We start from the raw sequence: 18158 nt of genomic DNA, 5'->3' as shown, positions 1-18158 counted from the left end.
GAATGTGGGAGCGGGCTTGCTCGCGAAGAGGCCATCACACTCACCACAAGAATCAGGCAACCATCCCCAACTCCCGCTTCACCAACTTCGCCAACTTCACGCTATCAATCGGCTTGAGCAAGAAATCCACCACGCTCAAATGCATCGCATCAATCACATCCGGCGCTTCCGCGTCCCCCGACATGATGATGATCGGCAACGCCGCACGGGTGGACTCACGCACCTGGCGGATCAATTCCAGGCCATTGCTGGGCGCCATGCGCAGGTCGGTGATCAACAAACCGATGGAACTGTGCGTCTTCAACAACTCCCACGCTGCCTCGCCACTTTCGGCTGTCATGCAGCGAATACCGTCGAGCCCAAGGATTTCCGCCAACAGTTCACGCGCGTCCTTGTCGTCGTCCACGATCAATACGCGTTGGGGGGGTAAGTCGGGCTCCAGCATCACGGCGCTCAGCGCCTCGCGCTCGGCATCACTCAAAATATCGTGGTCGGACATACGTTTCTCAGCAGTTCTCATCAATCTCCCAGCACACTCGTCAGACATCTGCGGAAGGGCGATCAATGTGCACTTCGTCGGAAAGTTTGCCTAGTGGGCGTTCTACGGGTTTTGGACGATTGTCATGTAAGGTTTTTCCCTAGTTTTGCGCGGTATTCCTCGACCTAGACTTACGTCCAATGGGCACCCACCGCGCAGGAGTCGACCATGCAGCACGATAACGACAAAAACACTGCGGTCACTGTTATGAGTAAAGCTGATGCATTCGCACAGGCGGGTAAAACCGCGGTGTTGCAGAACATCCACGGCACCCTGCAATTCCTGCAACGCTTCCCGCCGTTCAACCAGATGGAACAGGCGCACCTGGCCTTCCTGGTGGAACAGTGCCAGCTGCGTTTCTACGGCCCTGGCGACAGCATCCTCAAACCGTCGGGCGGCCCGGTCGAGCATTTTTATATCGTCAAACAGGGGCGGGTCGTGGGCGAGCGCCCAGACTCGGCGGACACCACCTTTGAAATCGCCACCGGCGAATGCTTCCCCCTCGCCGCCTTGCTGGGTGAACGCGCGACCCGCACAGAACACAAAGCCGCTGAAGACACCTTTTGCCTGCAACTGAACAAGCCGGCCTTTATCAAGCTGTTCGCGCTGTCCAGCCCGTTTCGTGATTTCGCCTTGCGCGGGGTCAGCAGCCTGCTCGACCAGGTCAACCAGCAGGTACAGCAAAAAGCCGTGGAAACCCTCGGCACCCAATACTCCTTGAATACCCGCCTGGGTGAATTGGCCATGCGCCACCCGGTCACCTGCAGCCCGCACACGCCGTTGCGCGAAGCGGTGACTTTGATGCACGAACAGCAGGTCGGCAGCATTGTGATCGTCAACGAACACAAGGCGCCCCTGGGCATCTTCACCCTGCGCGATCTGCGCCAGGTGGTCGCCGATGGCACCAGCGACTTCAGCCAGAGCATTGCCGGGCACATGACCCAGGCACCGTTTTACTTGAGCCCGGAGCACAGCGCATTCGACGCAGCTATCGCCATGACCGAGCGGCATATCGCCCATGTGTGCCTGGTGCAAGACCAGCGCCTGTGTGGCGTGGTCTCCGAGCGTGACTTGTTCTCCCTGCAGCGCGTGGACCTGGTGCACCTGGCCCGCACCATCCGCAACGCCCCCCGGGTGGAAAACCTGGTGGCGATTCGCGGTGAAATCGGCCAGTTGGTGGAGCGCATGCTCGCCCATGGCGCGTCGTCCACCCAGATCACCCACATCATCACGCTGCTCAACGACCACACCGTGTGCCGGGTGATCGAGTTGACCCTCGCGGAAAAAGGCGACCCCGGCGTGCCTTTCAGTTGGCTGTGTTTTGGCAGCGAAGGCCGCCGCGAACAAACGCTGTACACCGACCAGGACAACGGCATCCTGTTCGAGGCCAAGGACGCCGTCGAAGCCGCCGACTTTCGTGGCCGCTTGCTGCCTCTGGCGCAGCACATCAACCAAAGCCTGGCGCTGTGCGGCTTCAGCCTGTGCAAGGGCAATATCATGGCCGGCAACCCCGAGCTGTGCTTGTCCCGCGTGGAGTGGGCGCGGCGCTTCGGCGCGTTCATTCGTGAGGCGACGCCAGAAAACCTGCTGGGCTCAAGCATCTATTTTGACTTGCGCGTGGTGTGGGGCGACGAGCGCGGTTGCGAGCAACTGCGCCAGGGCATTCTCGATCAGGTGGCGGATAACCGCTTGTTCCAACGTATGTTGGCCGAGAACGCACTGCTACGACGCCCGCCGGTGGGGCGTTTCCGCGAGTTCGTGCTGACCCGCAAAAATGGCGAAAAAGCCACCCTCGACCTCAAGGTGCAGGGCCTCACGCCCTTTGTAGACGGCGCGCGCCTGTTGGCCCTGGCCCATGGCATCCACGCCAACAACACCCTGGAACGCCTGCGCCAATTGGTGGACAAGGCCGTGATCGAGCCCCTGGATGGCGCCGCCTATGAAGAGGCCTACCACTTTATCCAGCAGACCCGCATGCAGCAGCATCAATTGCAGACCCGCGAGAACCTGCCCTATTCCAACCGCGTCGACCCCGACAGCCTCAACCACCTGGACAGGCGCATCCTGCGTGAGTCCCTGCGCCAGGCCCAACGCCTGCAAAGCAGCCTGAGCTTGCGGTATCAGCTGTGAGTTTGTTTGGCTGGCTGCGCGCCAAAAAGCCTGGGCTCAACGCTGCGCAACAGCAGCGCCTGGAGCAGTTACCCAAGCCCGCCGAGCTGGGCAACGGCCCAATGCGCAGCCAGCGCTGGGTGGTGGTGGACCTGGAAACCAGCGGCCTGAACCTTCACCGCGACCAGGTGCTGTCGATCGGCGCCGTGGTCATCGAAGACGGTGCGGTGGATTTTTCCCAGCTGTTCGAACGCACGCTGCAACGCACCGACACCAAGCTCAGCCCCAGTGTGCTGATCCACGGGCTGGGGCCCAGTGCAATCGCCGCCGGCAGTGACCCGGCCGAAGCGTTGCTGGATTTCATGGCGTTCGTGGGCGACAGCCCTCTGCTAGCTTTTCATGCGCCGTTTGATCAACACATGCTGTGCCGGGCGCTCAAGGACAGCCTGGGGTATCGCCTGGCCCATCCATTCCTGGATGTGGCAGACCTGGCCCCGCTGTTGTGCCCAGAGGCGCATATCCGCGAGGCCGGGCTGGATGATTGGCTCAACCACTTCAGGCTACAGGCCGGAGAACGCCATCACGCCAGCGCCGATGCATTGGCGACGGCGGAGCTGATGCTGATCCTGTTCAGCCGTGCGCGGCAGCAACAGATCGCCACGCCCCAGGCGCTGCAAGCGCGTTTGGCCCAATGGAAACGGCGCAAACAGGCGCCATCGTTTTAATCTCATCTCCCGACAGACGCCAATTGCGCCCACCCCACGCCTCTGCGACAATCGCGAATAATTCTCGTTAGTTTAAACCTCTTGTTTATTCGGTGATGCCTTGTCGTCGGTCCAGACCCCACGCAGTGAGCTTGTTGGTGCGTTATATCGCGACCACCGTGGCTGGCTGTTGGCTTGGCTGCGACGCAATGTGGCGTGCCCGAGTCGTGCCGAAGACCTGAGCCAGGACACCTTCATGCGCCTGCTGGGCCGTGATGAGTTGCGCGAGCCCCGCGAACCGCGGGCGTTCCTGGTGGCCATCGCCAAGGGTTTGCTGTTCGACTACTTCCGTCGTGCGGCTTTGGAGCAGGCCTACCTCACCGAATTGATGCTGATCCCGGAAAGCGAGCAGCCTTCGCCGGAAGCACAGCAACTGATCCTCGAAGACCTCAAGGCCATCGACCGCCTGCTCGGCAAACTGTCGAGCAAGGCCCGCGCCGCGTTTCTCTATAACCGCCTCGACGGCCTGGGCCACGCCGAAATCGCCCAGCGCCTGGGCGTGTCAGTGCCCCGCGTGCGCCAATACCTGGCCCAGGGCATTCGCCAGTGCTACATCGCACTGTATGGCGAGCCGTCGTGACCGCCATCGGCTCCAAACCGGTGTCGTCGCGCGTGCTGGATGCCGCGATTGCCTGGCAACTGTCCCTCGACTCGGGCGACGGCAGCGCGGTGGAACGGGAAGAGTTCAGCAAGTGGCTGGCCAGCGATGAGGAACATGCGCGCGCCTGGCGCCAGTTGGGCATGCTCGACCAGCGTTTCAGCGTGGCCTCAGGCCCGGCCCGGGCGGCGCTGCTGCAATCGCGCCACGGCATTCGCCAGCGCGTGCGCAAACTGGGCCGGGGCCTGGCCAGTATCGTGCTGGTGTGCGGCCTGGCGCTGTTTGCCGGTGAGCGTTACGTACCTATCCACTATTGGCTGGCCGACCAGCGCACTGCTACCGGTGAACAGCGCACGCTGAAGCTGGCGGACGGCACGCGAATAAACCTCAACACCCACAGCGCCATTGATGTGCGCTTCGACGAAACACGCCGCTTGATCGTGTTGCAGGCAGGCGAAATTCTCGTCGAGACCGGCCACGACGATTCGCGCCCGTTCTACGTGCAAACCCGCGACGGCAGTCTGCGGGCGCTGGGTACCCGGTTTATCGTCAAGCGCGAAGACGACGCGACGCGCTTGAGTGTTTTGCAGTCAGCCGTGGCCGCCCAGCCCGAGGCGTTGCACCAGGAACAGGTGTTCAAGGCGGGCCAGCAGGTGCTGATGCGCAGCGACGGCCTTGGCCCGCTGCTGGCCGTCACCCCGGCAACCGATGCCTGGACCCGCGGCATGCTGGTGGTCGACAACGCCCGGCTGGGGGATGTGATCGAGGAATTGGCGCGCTATCGCACCGGCTACCTGGGTGTGGATAAGTCCGTGGCCGATCTGCGCATCACCGGCAGTTTCCCGCTGCACGACACCACGTTGGCATTGAATGCGCTGTTGCCGACCTTGCCGGTGCAGATCGAGCAGCACACGCCGTGGTGGGTGACCGTCCAGGGTAAGCCTTAGGTCCTGCAGTGCCTGGGCGATTGCTATCGCAGGCAAGCCAGCTCCCACATTTTGAATTGCGAACACCATCAACTGTGAGAGCTGACTTGCCTGCGATGAGGCCATCAAGCACACCTGCGAAAAATATTTTCACCCAGCCCTATCACTTTTCGATTCTCGCTCGGCACCTAGGCAATTGAGAAATATTTCCATTCAGGAGCCGCCCGTATGTCCCGCACGCTAGACACCTTGTTGCGCCCCAGCCTGTTAGCCGTGGCGATCGCCCTCAGCGCCCCGCTGGCGAGCACTACGCTGTATGCCGCAGAACAAGCCTTGAGCGTGCGCGCCTACAACCTGCCGGCTGCGCCCCTGGCCACCACCCTGAACCAGATCGCCAGCCAGGCCGGCCTGGCGCTGACCCTCAACCCCGCACTCGCCGCCGGCAAGACCTCGGCGCCGGTCAAAGGCCAGTTCGATGCGCAGGGCGCGTTGCGTGAGGCGCTGCGGGGGACGGGGTTGCAGTTGGAGCAGAGTACGGCGGGGACTTTTACCTTGGCCGCGATTCCGCAAGGGGTTGTGGCGTTGCCCGAGACCAGCATCATTGCCCAGGGCAACTATGAAAGTGCCTGGGGGCCGGTGGATGGCTATGTCGCTACTCGCACAGCGGCGGGCACAAAGACTGATACTCCTATCGCCGAACTGCCCCGTTCCGTCACGGTCATTACTCGCCAGCAAATGGAAGACCGCTCCGTTCTCAACCTTAATGACGCCCTGCGCTACACGGCCGGCGTGCAGAGCAGTGGCTATGGCTCCGACTCGCGCAGTGATTGGTTACTGATTCGCGGTTTTGTCCCGACCCAATTCCTCGATGGTCTGCCTTTGCCCAAGGGTAACTACGCCACGCCGAAAATCGATACTTGGAATCTGGAACGCATCGCCGTGCTGCGAGGCCCCGCTTCGTCGGTTTACGGGCAAACCCCACCCGGCGGCTTGCTGGATATGGTTAGCCGTCGCCCCGAGGCCGAAAGCTCAAACGAAATTGAAGTGCAGGCAGGCAGCAACAACCACAAGCAGATCAACTTCGATAGCACCGGCAAAATCGACGACGAAGGCCAGTTCCTTTACCGAATCAGTGGCGTCGTGCGCGACAGCAATACGGCGGTAGACCACATCCCGGACAAGCGATACAACGTTGCCCCCAGTCTCACATGGAATATCAACGACGACACCAAGCTGACCTTGCTCACCCAATTCACTCGCGACGATACCGGTATCACCGGTCAGTTCCTGCCGCTGCAAGGCACCAAATTGAGCTCGCCAGCCGGCAAGATTTCCCATCATAAGAACCTGGGCGATCCAGACTGGGAGTTCTATGACCGCACTTACTACGCACTGGGCTACGCGTTTGAAACGCGCTTGAACGACATTTGGCAGTTCCGTCAGAACCTGCGATATACCAAGAACGACTTGTCGTTCCAGGGCCTTACCGCCGGGGGAGCGTTTTTCCCGAATGGCCCGGAAGCCGCAGTTGATGCCGACGGCAACGTAAGTCGCTCCGCCGGCAAGGTCGATGAGGACATCGGCCAGTTCGCAGTCGATAACAATTTTCAAGCTAACTTCCAGACCGGTCCTGTAAGTCATACCCTGTTGCTTGGTCTCGACCACCAGCGCTCCGACAGCAATGCACGCTGGCTATGGGGTTCAGGCGGTGTACCCACTATTAACTTCAATCGACCGGTGTACGGACAGGACTTTTCCAAGGTTCAGTACTTCACCATGTATGACTACAACCAAAAAACCCAGCAGACCGGTCTGTATGTTCAAGACCAGATGGCCCTCGATAACTGGCGCTTGACCCTCGGCGGACGCGAAGACTGGGTACACACAGGCACCACCTTCCACAACTTGAACGACGCCACCAATACTCAACGTGACAAGCATTTCAGCGGTAACGCCGCGCTGAGCTATGTCTTCGACAACGGCATTACTCCGTACCTGTCTTACGCCGAGTCATTCCAGGCGGGTTCAGGCACTCAAGTAGCCAGCACGGGGGCTTTCAAACCAACTGAGGGCAAGCAATACGAAGTCGGTGTCAAATACCAGCCACCTGGCACCAAAGCCTTGTTTACCGCAGCGGTGTTCGACCTGACTCAGCAGAACACCTCGGTTACAGAAGGCAGCATCACGCGCCAAGTTGGCGAGGTTCGGGTTCGCGGCTTGGAACTTGAAGCCAGCGCAGACGTTACTGAAAGCCTAAAGCTGGTGGGTTCCTACACCTATAACGATAGCGAAATCACCCAAGGCGCAGCCGCTGAAAAAGGAAATCGTCTGAACCAGTTGCCTCGCAATCAAGCCACAGGATGGGCCGATTACACTTGGCGCAGCGGCCTGCTGGACGGTTTCGGTGTAGGTGCGGGCGTACGGTATGTCGGTGACACTTACGGCAACGCTGCCAACACCGAACTCGGCCACGTAGGGTCCTACACCGTCTACGACGCCTCGGTGCATTACGATCTTGGCCGTGTAAGCAATGCCATGAAGGGCGTAACGGTGGCCGTCGACGCCAAGAACATCTTCAACAAGGACTACCTGCCCACCTGCGATGGTTTCTACTGCTACTACGGCGACCAACGTAACGTAGTAGCCAGCGTGAACTACAAATTCTAAGACGGTGAAAACCGCTGATGAAGGGCCGCCTGAACCGCGGCCCTTTTGCCTTTGGAGCCGTGATGAAAAGCAAAACCATCCGCCACTGGTCCTTCATCCACACCTGGACCAGCCTGATCTGCACCGTATTCCTGCTACTGCTCGCTCTCACCGGCCTGCCGTTGGTGTTTCACCACGAGATCGACCACCTGCTGGGCAATGAGCCCGAACTGGCGCAGATGCCTGCCGATACGCCCCGGCTCAACCTCGAGCAGCTTGTAGCCAAAGCCCAGGCCCATCGCCCCGGCGAGGCCATGCAGTACCTGGCCTGGGACGAAGACGACAACAACGGCGTGATCGCGATCATGGCGGCCACCGCCGGCACGGAGCCGAACTCATCGCACACCTTCATGCTCGATGCCCGCACTGGCGAAACCGTCGAAATGCCATCTGCCAATGGGGGCTTCACCCTGTTCCTGCTGCGCCTGCATGTGGATATGTTTGCCGGGCTGGCGGGCAAGTTGTTGCTGGCGTTCATGGGCATTCTGTTTGTGCTGGCGATTATCTCGGGCACGGTGTTGTACCTGCCGTTCATGCGCCGCTTGAAGTTCGCCACCGTGCGCCAGGACAAGTCCACTCGCCTGCGCTGGCTCGACCTGCACAACCTGATCGGCGTGGTCACCTTGACCTGGGCGCTGGTGGTGGGTGTTACCGGCGTGATCAGCGCCTGCGCCGACCTGATCATCGCCGCCTGGCGCCAGGACAGCCTCAGCGCCATGATCGAACCCTACAAGAACGCCCCGCCGCTGACCCAGCGCGCACCCGCCACCGAGCTGTTGAGCATTGCCGCCAAGGCCGCACCGGGTATGGAGCCAGACTTTATCGCCTTCCCCGGCACGCGCTTTTCCAGCGAACATCACTACGCTGTGTTCATGAAGGGCAGCACCCACTTGACCTCCCATTTGCTGACACCGGTACTGATCGACGCCAGCACCCTTGCCGTCACCGCCATCGCCGAACGGCCGTGGTACATGGACGCCATGGGCATGTCCCAACCCCTGCATTTTGGTGATTACGGCGGCATGCCGATGAAGGTCCTGTGGGCGGTGCTGGATGTGTTGACCATCATCGTGCTGGTGAGCGGCATTTACTTATGGATCGTACGGCGCAAGGCGGCCAGGGTATGAAGCCGCGGCAGTCGAATTTCTGGAAGGTGTTTGCCATACCCCTGGGGATTGGCCTGCTCAGTGCCGCCGGGTTATTTGCAGCGCTGCTGGGCGATGGGTGGTGGGATTCGTTGAGTTGGATCGGGTTGGGCATACCCGCGGCCATTGCCGTCTACAAACTGCTGTAGGAGCGAGCTTGCTCGCGAAAAACCCGAGAGCACCGCGTTAAACCAAGCGAGCTGCGTTATCGTTGGCGTTATTCGCGAGCAAGCTCGCTCCTACAGAGGAATGCCCATGTCCGCGCCTAGCATGACCTTGTTCCACAACCCGGCGTCACCCTTCGTGCGCAAAGTCCGCGTGCTGCTGATAGAGACCGGCCAACAGGACCGCGTGGCCCTGCACGCTTGCATGCCCACGCCCATCACCCCGGACGCCGATGTGGTGCAAGGCAACCCCACCGGCAAGATCCCGGCCCTGCGCCTGGCCGACGGTTCGGTACTGCACGACAGCCGGGTGATCCTCGATTACTTCGACCACCAGCATGTCGGCAACCCGCTGATCCCCCGAGACGGCTCGGCCCGCTGGCGGCGCCTGACCCTGGCCTCGATGGCTGACGGCATCATGGATGCCGCCGTGCTGGTGCGTTACGAGACCGCCATGCGCCCGCCAGAAAAACACTGGGCGCCCTGGCTAGATGAACAGCGCAACAAGATCCGCCGCGCCCTCGCCGAACTGGAGCGGGACGCCATTGCCGAACTGGCCAGCCACTTCGACATCGCCGCCATCAGCGTGGCCTGTGCACTGGGCTATATCGACTTTCGCCACCCGGATCTGCAATGGCGTACAGATAACCCAAGGCTCGCCGCCTGGTACGCCGAGGTCAGCCTGCGGCCTTCGATGCAGCAGACTCAGCCGCCTCTGTAGGAGCGCGGTTGCTCGCGAAAATCGTCAACGATAACGCGGGTCGTCTGGTTAAACGCGGTGTTCTTGCGTTCTTCGCGAGCAAGCTCGCTCCTGCAGTGGAAGGTGGCGTTGGTGAGAAAGTTGACCATCTTCGCTTTCATTTGCTGGTCTTCGCGCAGTCCGATCATTGCCCTTGCTCCACCTTGCGTTTACCCACCCCATACCAATCCAGCTTGCGTGTCAGCACCATCACGGTGCCCAACAGGCCAAACAGCAACAGCGAGCCCATCAACAGCGCGTAATCCTCGGCACTGAGCAACCCGTACAGCAAGCCATACAACGCCGCCAGCCCGGCCGAAAACCCCAGGCCGTGGGCAACGCTGCGCAGCACATGGCACACGTAGAAGCCGATCAACAGCACACAGGCGCTGGCGGATATCAGGTAGGCCAGGGCAAAGCCCAGATGCTCGGACAACGACAACAGCAGCAGGTAGAAGAACGCCAGTGCGACGCCCACTAAAGCGTACTGGATCGGGTGCACCGCCAGACTCTTGAGCACCTCGAAGAGGAAGAAGCCGGCAAAGGTCAGGGCGATAAACAACAGCGCATATTTAATCGCCCGGTCGCTCTTGAGGTACTGGTCTACCGGGTCGATGAAGTTCACGCCAAAGCTGCGGTTGCTGAAGTTTTCACAGCCTTGCCCGTCCAGGCAGTTCTGCAGGGCTTGTTCGAGGTTGGTGGAGAAGAATGTCGTCTGCCAATTGGCGCTGAAACCCTGGTCGGTGACTTCACGTTGAGCCGGCAGGAAGTTGCCGATAAAGCTCGGGTGCGGCCAGTTGGACGCCATTGACACCTGGCTGGTCTTGCCCACGGGCACCACTTGCAGTTGCTCGGTGCCTTGCAGGCGCAGGTCGAAGGCGAACTCCACCACGGCGGGTTTCTTGCTGTCTTGCTCGGGCAGCGTTACATGCACACCCTCGCCCAGCCAATCGACTTGGGAACCCGGAGAGAACTCCAGCCGCTGCTCACCCAGTTCCAGCTTCAGTGCGTTTTCAATGCCGCGAATATCACTGATGCCCACCGCCAGAAACGCCGGTTCAAAGCGGTAGTCTGCAAAGTCTTCGGTGATCCCCAACTGCGCAGGCAACTCGAAACGCCCGCTGATACGGTTGTCGGCATGGAACAACCGCGCCTGGTAGATCCCCCGCGAGCGCAGTTCGGTTTGCACCTTGCCGTCGAGCTCAAAACGGTCCGGCAGGAAATACAGACGGCCGCGTTCTTCACGGGTTTCTTCGTAGCGTTTGTTGAGCTTCTCATTGAGCTTCCACTCACGCACGGTCTTGCGATACGGCACCACCATCACCGGCCCGGTGAGGCGCTGGGCAAAGCTTGAGCTTCTGGCAATGTCCATCAATACGCCGTCGCGCAGTTGCTGGCGGTCGCTGATGATGCCGTTGATCATCAGCAATGGAATCAACAACAGCAGGATCAGCAGCGCAATCGCGCCCAGTTTGAAAAGCAGGTTGCGGTTCATGGGTCTCTCCCTGTTTTGATGGGGAGAGTCTGCCCAGCCGATATGGGGGATTTATGTGGGCAATGTGGAGACTGTGTGGAGATGCAGCACCGCTTGCACGCCGCCCGGTACGTTGCCGATCTGCAACAAGCCGCCGTGCAGCTTCATCACCTCCTCGACAAAGTTGAGCCCCAGGCCCGTACTTTTGCGCCCGCTGGCCGGGCGCGGCAGCGAGTAGAAGCGCTCGCTCAGGCGCGGCAAGGCGTAATCGGGAATTGCATCCGCCTGGTTGAACAGGCTGACCTGCACCTCGTTATGCCGCACCTGCGCGCTGAACCGCAGCGTGCCGCCGGGCGGAGTAAAGTCCAAGGCATTGTCCAGCAGGTTACCCAGGGCCTGGCGCAGCAGGAAAGGTTCGCCAAATACCTTCACATCAGCGGCAATCGCCTGCTCGACGTGCAAGCCGGCGCCTTCGACCCGCGCACATTGAGCCTTGAGCACATCCTCAACCAGGGCGGCCAAAGGAATGCTCGACTGCTCTTCCAGACCCTGGCGCTGCTCCACCTGGGCCAGGTTCAACAGGCGTTCGATCAACTGTTGCAGGCGCGCGCTTTCGCTGTCGATATTGCCGACAAAACGCTGCTGCTGCTCGCGGCTCATGTCGCCCTGCAACAACTCCGCCGCCCCGCGAATCGCCGCCAACGGGCTTTTCAATTCATGGGTCAGCGTGTGCACGTAGCGCTCTACGTAAGCCTTGCCTTCCAGCTGCGTGCGCATGTGTTCCACGGCGGTGGATAACTGCTTGAGCTCTCCGCCGCGATAATGCGGCAACTCGGCGCGGCGGCCCTCGCTCACGGCTTCGGCATAGGCGGTAAGGCGTCTGAGGGACGCCGTCAGCCACCACGACAATAGCGCGCCCAGCAGCAGCCCCAGGGTGACCAGCCCGGCGCCGTACCACAGCAGGCGCCGCTCAGTGCGATCCACGTAGGGTTGCAACGAGCTGTTGGGCTTGGCTACCGTGACCACGCCGATAATCTGGCCGTTGTCACGAATCGGCGCCCCCACGTGCATCACCGATGAGGTGGCGTCGTCCGCGTCACTGCGGGTGGAGCGCGCACCGTATTCGCCACGCAGGGTCAGGTACACGTCGTTCCATTTCGAATAGTCCTGGCCCACCGCTTCACCGCTGGAGTCGAGCAATACCCTGCCCTTGGCGTCGGTCACGTAGATGCGATGGTTGACCTGGTTTTTCGGCAGCCCCCAGATCACCGCACCCGGTTGACGGTTGCCATAGGCCTTGAGCAGCGCTGGCCAATGACTCTGGCCGAGGGTGCCGTTCTTCACGTCCTCGCGCAGGATCTCGGCCAACAGGTTGGCGGTGTCCACCAGGGTTTCTTCGGTGGACTGGCGCACGCCGGGGCGGATTTCCTTCATCACGGTGTTGAGCACGAAGTAGCCGGTCAGGCCGATAAACAGCGCATACACCAGGAAAATCCGCAGCCCCAGGCGCATCAGCTGTGGCTCGGGCTGTAGCTATAGCCAAGGCCACGATGGGTCTGGATTGGCTCGGCGTCCGCCGCCACACTCCGAAGCTTGCTGCGCAGGCTTTTGATATGGCTGTCGATATTGCGCTCGTAACCGGCATCAAAGGGTACGCCCACCGCGTCCAGCAGTTGCTCGCGGCTGAACACACGCTCGGGTTGTTCCAGCAGGCTTTGCAGCAGGCGGAACTCATGGCGCGTGAGGCTCAAGGGTTGGCCGCGATAGAGAATCTGCATGCGCTCCAGATCTACCTGGAACAGCGTCGGCGCCACACCCGGGCCGACCCGCTTGAGAATTGCCCGGACCCGCGCCGCCACTTCCCGTGGGCTGAAAGGTTTGACCACGTAATCATCGGCGCCGATCTCCAGCCCCACCACGCGGTCGATCTCCGCATCCCGGGCACTGAGGAACATCACCGGCACTTCGCTGAAGCGGCGCAATTGCTTGCAGGTTTCAAAGCCGGTGATGTCCGGCAGGCCGATGTCGAGGATGACCAGGTCGGCCGGGGTCTGGCGCTGATGCTCCAGCGCCGCCTGGCCGAGCGTCAGCCAGGTGGTGGTGAAGCCTTCGCCTTGCAGGGCAAAGATCAGCGTGTCGGCTATCGCCGCTTCGTCTTCGACAATCAGGATGTGCGGCATGGGCTCAATCAGCAGTCCGGTTTGTCGGCAGTGTAACGACGCGCCGGGTTTACCGCAGCACCAAACTCACGCAGGGCCTTGGCGCCAATCAGCAGTGGGTAGTTGAAACTGCTGCGGTCAGTAAGGTTGACCTCGACGGTGCGCTTGACGTCGCCCAGGCACATTTCCAGGTCGATCACCGGGCGCTTGGCCACGCTGGCTTCGTCCTTGTCATCATCTTCGTCGGCGCGGCTCTTGATCTTGCTGATGCGCGACACCTTGTGCTCATACACCTTGTTACTGGCGTCCTCACCGCCGAGGCGGAAGCGTACCCAATCATCGCCGTCGCGCTGAAAGGTTTCGATGTCACGCGCCGACAGCGAGGCGGTCAGTGCGCCGGTGTCCATCTTGGCCTTGAAGGTCTGGCCGATCTCCGGCAACTGGATGTATTCGTAGCGACCGTAAAGGGTCGGCTCGGCCGCCATGACAGGCACAGCAACCAGGGCGAACGCGGCAAGGAGTAATTTCACGGCAGGATTTCCTCGAAAGAAGTGGGCGGAGTCTAGACCGCAAACACGGCACTTAGTTGGATGACCGAGCATATCGCGCGCAGTGTGAAACATTCGTCGGGCATTTTGCGATTTGGCCTCTAGACTCACCTTGCTTATCATGGCCCGCCCACAGAATTCCAAGAGTTGCTTATGCGCCGCCTGCTCACCGGCTGTCTGGTTACACTGCTGCTGTTACTCAACACGCTGATCCTGATCGGCCCCTTGATGGTCTTCGCCCTGCTCAAGCTGGTGGCGCCAGGGCGCTCGCGTGACTATGCCTCATGGGCGGTGATGTGGATCGCCGAGACCTGGGCCGAGATCGACAAGCTGATCTTCGCCGCGTGCATCCCCACCCAATGGGATATTCGCGGTGGCGAGGACCTGCGCGGCGATACCTCTTACCTGGTGATCAGCAACCACCAATCCTGGGTCGACATTCCCGCACTGATCCAGGCATTGAACCGGCGCACACCGTTCTTCAAGTTCTTCCTGAAAAAAGAACTGATCTGGGTGCCCTTCCTCGGCCTGGCCTGGTGGGCGCTGGATTACCCCTTCATGAAGCGCTACACCAAGGCGTTCCTGGCCAAGCACCCGGAGCTGGCGGGGCAGGATTTGAAGATCACCAAGCAAGCGTGCGAGCTGTTCAAGCGTCAGCCGGTCACCGTGGTCAATTACCTGGAGGGCACGCGGTTCAACGAGGCCAAGCGCACGCAACAGGCTTCACCGTATAACCGGTTGCTCAAGCCCAAGGCGGGCGGCGTGGCCTTTGTGCTGGCGGCGATGGGCGAACAGTTGGACGCGATCCTCGACGTGACCGTGGTGTACCCGCAGCAAAAGATTCCGGGGTTCTGGGACTTGATCAGCGGCGCGGTGCCGACGGTGATCGTGGATATCCGCACCCGCGAGCTGGACCCGGCGTTGTGGCAAGGGGATTACGAGAATGATCCGGCGTTTCGCCAGACCGTCCAGAACTGGGTCAACCAGCTCTGGATGGAAAAGGATGCGCGCATCGAACAACTGCGCGAGGAGCCTCTTTAGCTGCCGGTGCCCCACGCCTGAGCCAATTTGCCCAGCACGGAGTTGCTGGCACCCGCGCCGCCCAGGTATTGCAAAATCACCGGGGCAAACTGGCCGACCATGCCGCTGTCCATGCCCAGAGCGCTGAAGGCGGTGTTCAAGTCATTGGTGCTTTTCACATTGCCCAGCAGGCCGTCCAGGCCGCTGGTCTTGCTGCCGCCGGTTTGGCCGAGCATCCCGCTCAAGGCACCGAGGCTGCCCAACGCGTTATTACCCGACAGCTGCTCGAGGCCCGGCACACTGCTACTCAACTGCGAGAAGTCGTTGCCGCTGAGTTTGTTCTTGGCCAGACCCAGCATGGCACCCGTGCCGCCCACCGCTTGCTCGGGGGTGATGTTCAATTGCGAGGTCAGGGCCTTCAGCAGGCCGCCCGTTTCCGACGTAGGCGCGGCGGCAGCGGCCTTGTTGTTGCCACCCTGCATGCCGGAAATGGCGTTGGCTGCATCGCCAAGGCTGAAACCTGCGGCGAACACCGGGCCGGCGGCCACGGTCAACAGGCAGGACAGGGCAAAACCGCGTGAAATCTTCATCGAAACAACCTCTGGGTATAGGGGTAAACGCAGGCGTTGGACTGGGTAACCCGTCGGTTGTTCCGGAGCCCCTCAGGAACCCATCGAGGATAAGCGGGTCCATGAACTGACTACAAAATTTGTCGAGAAGAGACTTATGACTGCGATCCAACCCCCAGTGATTGAGCACAAGCCTGCGTTCTGGAGCCGCCCTCGCCTGTTCATCGGCGCCTGCGTGGTGGTGGTTGCCGGTATCGGCGGCGCGCTCTACACCCAGGACAGCGTCAAATCCGCGGCAACGTTGGTGACCACGACCCAGCAGCCAGCCGCACAGATCATGGCCCACAAGGATTACCTGGAAGTAGAACCGATTGCCTCCACGGCGCCAGCACCGGACCAAAGCCTTGAACTCTGGGCGATTCCCAAAGACGGCACACCGGTGTCCCTTGGCCTGTTGCCCGAGGATGGCAAAGGTATCATTGGCCTGAATCCGCGCCAGCAGGAAACCATCAAACAACCCGTGGAGTTGATGGTAAGTTCTGAAACCAAAGGTGGCTCAGTGAGTAAGCAGCCAACCGGCCCTACGGTGTATCAAGGGGCACTGGCAATTCGCTAACCCTCGGCTACGCAAACTCGGATCAAACTGTCGGAGCGGGCTTGCCCGCTCCAACGTCACCTGTAAATCGCCCACCACACGATCAGACATCTTGAATACTTATTCAATTTGATTATAGACCGCATAAAAAATGAATCTAAAAACCTGTCAACATTCACAGTAGCTCATATCAAATTAAATATTGATGATGGAGACTCCTTCAAGCACTGGAGCAAACAAGGATGAACCCTTCAACATTCAAAAAACAGCCTTCTCTGAGCCTCTTCTGCCTGTCAGGTTTTATATCGCTGGCTGCGTTACTTGGAACCACTTACGCGTCGGCGGAAAGCTGTCCAGATCTAAGTCAGGTCAATGGCTCCCTGGACAACGGAACCTACAAATACCAGTTTGGTAATTGGAAAGGCTCCAATCAGCCCGGCGCACCCGACGCAGATAAGTCTTACCTGAATGCAGGGCTACACTTTGACAGGGTCACACTGGCGCAACGGGTAATTTCAAGCACAGAGGGATCGGAGGATCCCAATGAAACAGAAAGTCCGGGCACAACTGTCGCCTACATCAGATGTGATTATGTTGGCGCGGGAGATGACGCTCGAATCCGACTGGTCAAACATGTCGGCGAGCTACCTAAACCGGATGCTGGCACTTGGGAAAATGAAACCACCACTAATACAGCCGGCACGATCAACAAGTACTGCACCCATACAAGTTGCTCTTTTAAATAAATACGACTACCAGACCTCTAAGCATGGGTTATGCGTGGAGAATTCAGAACCGCTAAACGCGCCTTACCTCACTACGAAAGTTCTAGCTTTCAAATAATGCAGCAGGGCGGCCATTGGCCGCCCTTTTATCTTGAACTCAAGCTGCACTAAACAAACTATGCGGATCAATCACAAACTTCTTCGGCACACCCGCATCGAACTCGCCATACCCGCGTGGAGCGTCATCCAGGCTGATCACCTGCACGCCGACGATCTCGGCAATGTTGATACGGTCCCACATGATCGCCTGCATCAGTTGGCGGTTGTACTTCATCACCGGCGTCTGCCCGGTGTGGAAGCTGTGGGATTTGGCCCAGCCCAGGCCAAAGCGAATGCTCAGGCTACCCATTTTCGCGGCGGCATCGACAGCACCTGGGTCCTCGGTCACATACAGGCCTGGAATACCGATCTTGCCCGCCACGCGCACCACGCCCATCAGCGAGTTGAGCACCGTGGCCGGGGCTTCGGCCTTGACGCCATCGTGGCCGTGGCCGCGTGCTTCAAAGCCCACGCAGTCAACGGCGCAGTCCACTTCGGGCTCGCCCAATAGCGCGGCTATTTGTTCGTGCAGGGGGGTGTCGGTGGACAGGTCGACCACTTCAAAACCCTGGGCCTTGGCGTGGGCCAGGCGGATTGAGTTGACGTCACCGATGATCACCACCGCTGCACCCAGCAAACGAGCGGAGGCGGCAGCGGCCAGGCCGACCGGGCCGGCGCCAGCGATGTACACGGTGCTGCCTGGGCCAACACCGGCCGTAACGGCGCCGTGATAGCCGGTGGGCAGGATGTCGGAGAGGCAGGTCAGGTCACGGATTTTCTCCATGGCCTTGTCGCGGTCCGGCAGTTTCAGCAGGTTGAAGTCGGCATACGGCACCAGCACGTACTCGGCCTGGCCGCCGGTCCAGTCGCCCATGTCCACGTAGCCGTAGGCACCACCGGCACGGGCCGGGTTGACGGTCAGGCAGACGCCGGTGTGTTGTTCCTTGCAGGAGCGGCAGCGGCCGCACGCCACGTTGAAGGGCACAGACACCAGGTCACCGATTTTCAGGTTCTCGACGTCGCTGCCCTTCTCGATCACTTCACCGGTGATTTCATGCCCCAGCACCAGGCCGGTCTGGGCCGTGGTGCGGCCGCGCACCATGTGTTGGTCGGAGCCGCAGATGTTGGTGGAGACCACGCGCAGGATGACGCCGTGCTCAATCTTCCTGCCACGGGGGTCCTGCATTTTGGGATAGTCGATTTTCTGTACTTCGACCTTGCCGTTGCCGAGATACACGACACCACGATTACCAGACATGCTTTCACCTCGCTGTTGTTTT

General features: G+C 60.5%; 19 protein-coding genes. 11 read left to right on the top strand and 8 right to left on the bottom strand.

Going from position 1 to position 18158, the window contains the following annotated elements; translation table 11 throughout:
• Nucleotides 1-52: 52 nt before the first annotated feature.
• Nucleotides 53-499 carry a response regulator gene (locus tag TX24_RS10495; protein ID WP_044271766.1) on the bottom strand — a complete coding sequence of 149 codons (447 nt, stop codon included), beginning with the start codon at nucleotides 497-499 and terminating at the stop codon, nucleotides 53-55.
• Between the two features lie 246 nt (nucleotides 500-745).
• Between TX24_RS10495 and TX24_RS10490 the strand changes: the two genes are divergently transcribed.
• From TX24_RS10490 to TX24_RS10460, 8 genes are all read left to right on the top strand, one after another.
• On the top strand, nucleotides 746-2668 hold the full coding sequence (locus tag TX24_RS10490) for a putative nucleotidyltransferase substrate binding domain-containing protein (protein ID WP_044272105.1): 1923 nt from the start codon (nucleotides 746-748) through the stop codon (nucleotides 2666-2668).
• Nucleotides 2665-3372 carry a 3'-5' exonuclease gene (locus TX24_RS10485; protein ID WP_057710287.1) on the top strand — a complete coding sequence of 236 codons (708 nt, stop codon included), beginning with the start codon at nucleotides 2665-2667 and terminating at the stop codon, nucleotides 3370-3372. Before TX24_RS10490 ends, TX24_RS10485 begins: the two co-directional genes overlap by 4 nt.
• 100 nt (nucleotides 3373-3472) lie before the next feature.
• Nucleotides 3473-3991, top strand: coding sequence for an RNA polymerase sigma factor (locus tag TX24_RS10480; protein ID WP_003194824.1), 519 nt, complete (start codon nucleotides 3473-3475; stop codon nucleotides 3989-3991).
• Nucleotides 3988-4956, top strand: a complete 969-nt coding sequence (locus tag TX24_RS10475; protein WP_047711939.1) for a FecR domain-containing protein — start codon at nucleotides 3988-3990, stop codon at nucleotides 4954-4956. Before TX24_RS10480 ends, TX24_RS10475 begins: the two co-directional genes overlap by 4 nt.
• Nucleotides 4957-5163: 207 nt before the next feature.
• Nucleotides 5164-7602 carry a TonB-dependent siderophore receptor gene (locus TX24_RS10470; RefSeq protein ID WP_057710286.1) on the top strand — a complete coding sequence of 813 codons (2439 nt, stop codon included), beginning with the start codon at nucleotides 5164-5166 and terminating at the stop codon, nucleotides 7600-7602.
• Between the two features lie 62 nt (nucleotides 7603-7664).
• Nucleotides 7665-8768 carry a PepSY-associated TM helix domain-containing protein gene (locus TX24_RS10465; RefSeq protein ID WP_057710319.1) on the top strand — a complete coding sequence of 368 codons (1104 nt, stop codon included), beginning with the start codon at nucleotides 7665-7667 and terminating at the stop codon, nucleotides 8766-8768.
• Nucleotides 8765-8935: a hypothetical protein gene (locus tag TX24_RS32140; RefSeq protein WP_087149549.1), complete on the top strand. Its 171-nt coding sequence runs from the start codon at nucleotides 8765-8767 to the stop codon at nucleotides 8933-8935. The genes TX24_RS10465 and TX24_RS32140 overlap by 4 nt, the downstream gene beginning before the upstream one ends.
• Before the next feature lie 106 nt (nucleotides 8936-9041).
• Nucleotides 9042-9671, top strand: a complete 630-nt coding sequence (locus TX24_RS10460) for a glutathione S-transferase family protein (protein ID WP_047711942.1) — start codon at nucleotides 9042-9044, stop codon at nucleotides 9669-9671.
• On the opposite strand, the gene TX24_RS32790 is transcribed toward TX24_RS10460, so the two are convergent.
• From TX24_RS32790 to rloA2, 5 genes are read right to left on the bottom strand one after another with little or no spacing between them, the layout of a single operon-like run.
• Nucleotides 9656-9838 carry a hypothetical protein gene (locus TX24_RS32790; protein ID WP_044271779.1) on the bottom strand — a complete coding sequence of 61 codons (183 nt, stop codon included), beginning with the start codon at nucleotides 9836-9838 and terminating at the stop codon, nucleotides 9656-9658. The two genes, TX24_RS10460 and TX24_RS32790, sit on opposite strands and share 16 nt — an antisense overlap.
• Nucleotides 9835-11184, bottom strand: coding sequence for a cell envelope integrity protein CreD (creD, locus tag TX24_RS10450; RefSeq protein WP_057710285.1), 1350 nt, complete (start codon nucleotides 11182-11184; stop codon nucleotides 9835-9837). Before creD ends, TX24_RS32790 begins: the two co-directional genes overlap by 4 nt.
• 51 nt (nucleotides 11185-11235) lie before the next feature.
• Nucleotides 11236-12675 (bottom strand): two-component system sensor histidine kinase CreC, encoded by a 1440-nt coding sequence (creC, locus tag TX24_RS10445; protein WP_057710284.1) that lies wholly within the window; start codon nucleotides 12673-12675, stop codon nucleotides 11236-11238.
• On the bottom strand, nucleotides 12675-13343 hold the full coding sequence (gene creB, locus TX24_RS10440; protein WP_003194839.1) for a two-component system response regulator CreB: 669 nt from the start codon (nucleotides 13341-13343) through the stop codon (nucleotides 12675-12677). Before creB ends, creC begins: the two co-directional genes overlap by 1 nt.
• Before the next feature lie 8 nt (nucleotides 13344-13351).
• Nucleotides 13352-13852 carry a retropepsin-like aspartic peptidase RloA2 gene (gene rloA2, locus TX24_RS10435; protein ID WP_057710283.1) on the bottom strand — a complete coding sequence of 167 codons (501 nt, stop codon included), beginning with the start codon at nucleotides 13850-13852 and terminating at the stop codon, nucleotides 13352-13354.
• A gap of 171 nt (nucleotides 13853-14023) precedes the next feature.
• On the opposite strand from rloA2, the gene TX24_RS10430 reads away from it, so the two are divergent.
• The gene (locus tag TX24_RS10430; RefSeq protein WP_044271786.1) at nucleotides 14024-14911 is read left to right on the top strand and encodes an acyltransferase; all 888 of its coding nucleotides are present in this window, start codon (nucleotides 14024-14026) and stop codon (nucleotides 14909-14911) included.
• On the opposite strand, the gene TX24_RS10425 is transcribed toward TX24_RS10430, so the two are convergent.
• Nucleotides 14908-15480 carry a DUF2780 domain-containing protein gene (locus tag TX24_RS10425; protein ID WP_047711945.1) on the bottom strand — a complete coding sequence of 191 codons (573 nt, stop codon included), beginning with the start codon at nucleotides 15478-15480 and terminating at the stop codon, nucleotides 14908-14910. The two genes, TX24_RS10430 and TX24_RS10425, sit on opposite strands and share 4 nt — an antisense overlap.
• Nucleotides 15481-15616: 136 nt before the next feature.
• Between TX24_RS10425 and TX24_RS10420 the strand changes: the two genes are divergently transcribed.
• Nucleotides 15617-16075, top strand: coding sequence for an anti-sigma factor domain-containing protein (locus TX24_RS10420; RefSeq protein WP_044271796.1), 459 nt, complete (start codon nucleotides 15617-15619; stop codon nucleotides 16073-16075).
• 221 nt (nucleotides 16076-16296) lie between these two features.
• Complete coding sequence (locus tag TX24_RS31820) at nucleotides 16297-16800, top strand: hypothetical protein (RefSeq protein WP_157255544.1); 504 nt, start codon at nucleotides 16297-16299, stop codon at nucleotides 16798-16800.
• A 136-nt stretch (nucleotides 16801-16936) separates the two neighbouring features.
• Here TX24_RS31820 and fdhA read toward each other — a convergent pair whose 3' ends face one another.
• On the bottom strand, nucleotides 16937-18136 hold the full coding sequence (gene fdhA, locus TX24_RS10415) for a formaldehyde dehydrogenase, glutathione-independent (RefSeq protein ID WP_003194849.1): 1200 nt from the start codon (nucleotides 18134-18136) through the stop codon (nucleotides 16937-16939).
• Between the last annotated feature and the right edge of the window lie 22 nt (nucleotides 18137-18158).

This window comes from Pseudomonas lactis, assembly GCF_001439845.1.
Taxonomy (GTDB): Bacteria; Pseudomonadota; Gammaproteobacteria; order Pseudomonadales; family Pseudomonadaceae; genus Aquipseudomonas; species Aquipseudomonas lactis.
This window is presented reverse-complemented; position numbering and strand designations above follow the sequence as displayed.

Coding starts and splice junctions, on each gene's coding strand:
- TX24_RS10425 (WP_047711945.1), bottom strand. CDS start 15,480: ATGAAGATTTCACGCGGTTTTGCCCTGTCCTGCCTGTTGACCGTGGCC.
- TX24_RS10490 (WP_044272105.1), top strand. CDS start 746: ATGAGTAAAGCTGATGCATTCGCACAGGCGGGTAAAACCGCGGTGTTG.
- TX24_RS10420 (WP_044271796.1), top strand. CDS start 15,617: ATGACTGCGATCCAACCCCCAGTGATTGAGCACAAGCCTGCGTTCTGG.
- creD (WP_057710285.1), bottom strand. CDS start 11,184: ATGAACCGCAACCTGCTTTTCAAACTGGGCGCGATTGCGCTGCTGATC.
- TX24_RS31820 (WP_157255544.1), top strand. CDS start 16,297: ATGAACCCTTCAACATTCAAAAAACAGCCTTCTCTGAGCCTCTTCTGC.
- TX24_RS32790 (WP_044271779.1), bottom strand. CDS start 9,838: ATGATCGGACTGCGCGAAGACCAGCAAATGAAAGCGAAGATGGTCAAC.
- TX24_RS10460 (WP_047711942.1), top strand. CDS start 9,042: ATGTCCGCGCCTAGCATGACCTTGTTCCACAACCCGGCGTCACCCTTC.
- TX24_RS10470 (WP_057710286.1), top strand. CDS start 5,164: ATGTCCCGCACGCTAGACACCTTGTTGCGCCCCAGCCTGTTAGCCGTG.
- TX24_RS10465 (WP_057710319.1), top strand. CDS start 7,665: ATGAAAAGCAAAACCATCCGCCACTGGTCCTTCATCCACACCTGGACC.
- TX24_RS10495 (WP_044271766.1), bottom strand. CDS start 499: ATGTCCGACCACGATATTTTGAGTGATGCCGAGCGCGAGGCGCTGAGC.
- fdhA (WP_003194849.1), bottom strand. CDS start 18,136: ATGTCTGGTAATCGTGGTGTCGTGTATCTCGGCAACGGCAAGGTCGAA.
- creB (WP_003194839.1), bottom strand. CDS start 13,343: ATGCCGCACATCCTGATTGTCGAAGACGAAGCGGCGATAGCCGACACG.
- creC (WP_057710284.1), bottom strand. CDS start 12,675: ATGCGCCTGGGGCTGCGGATTTTCCTGGTGTATGCGCTGTTTATCGGC.
- TX24_RS32140 (WP_087149549.1), top strand. CDS start 8,765: ATGAAGCCGCGGCAGTCGAATTTCTGGAAGGTGTTTGCCATACCCCTG.
- TX24_RS10430 (WP_044271786.1), top strand. CDS start 14,024: ATGCGCCGCCTGCTCACCGGCTGTCTGGTTACACTGCTGCTGTTACTC.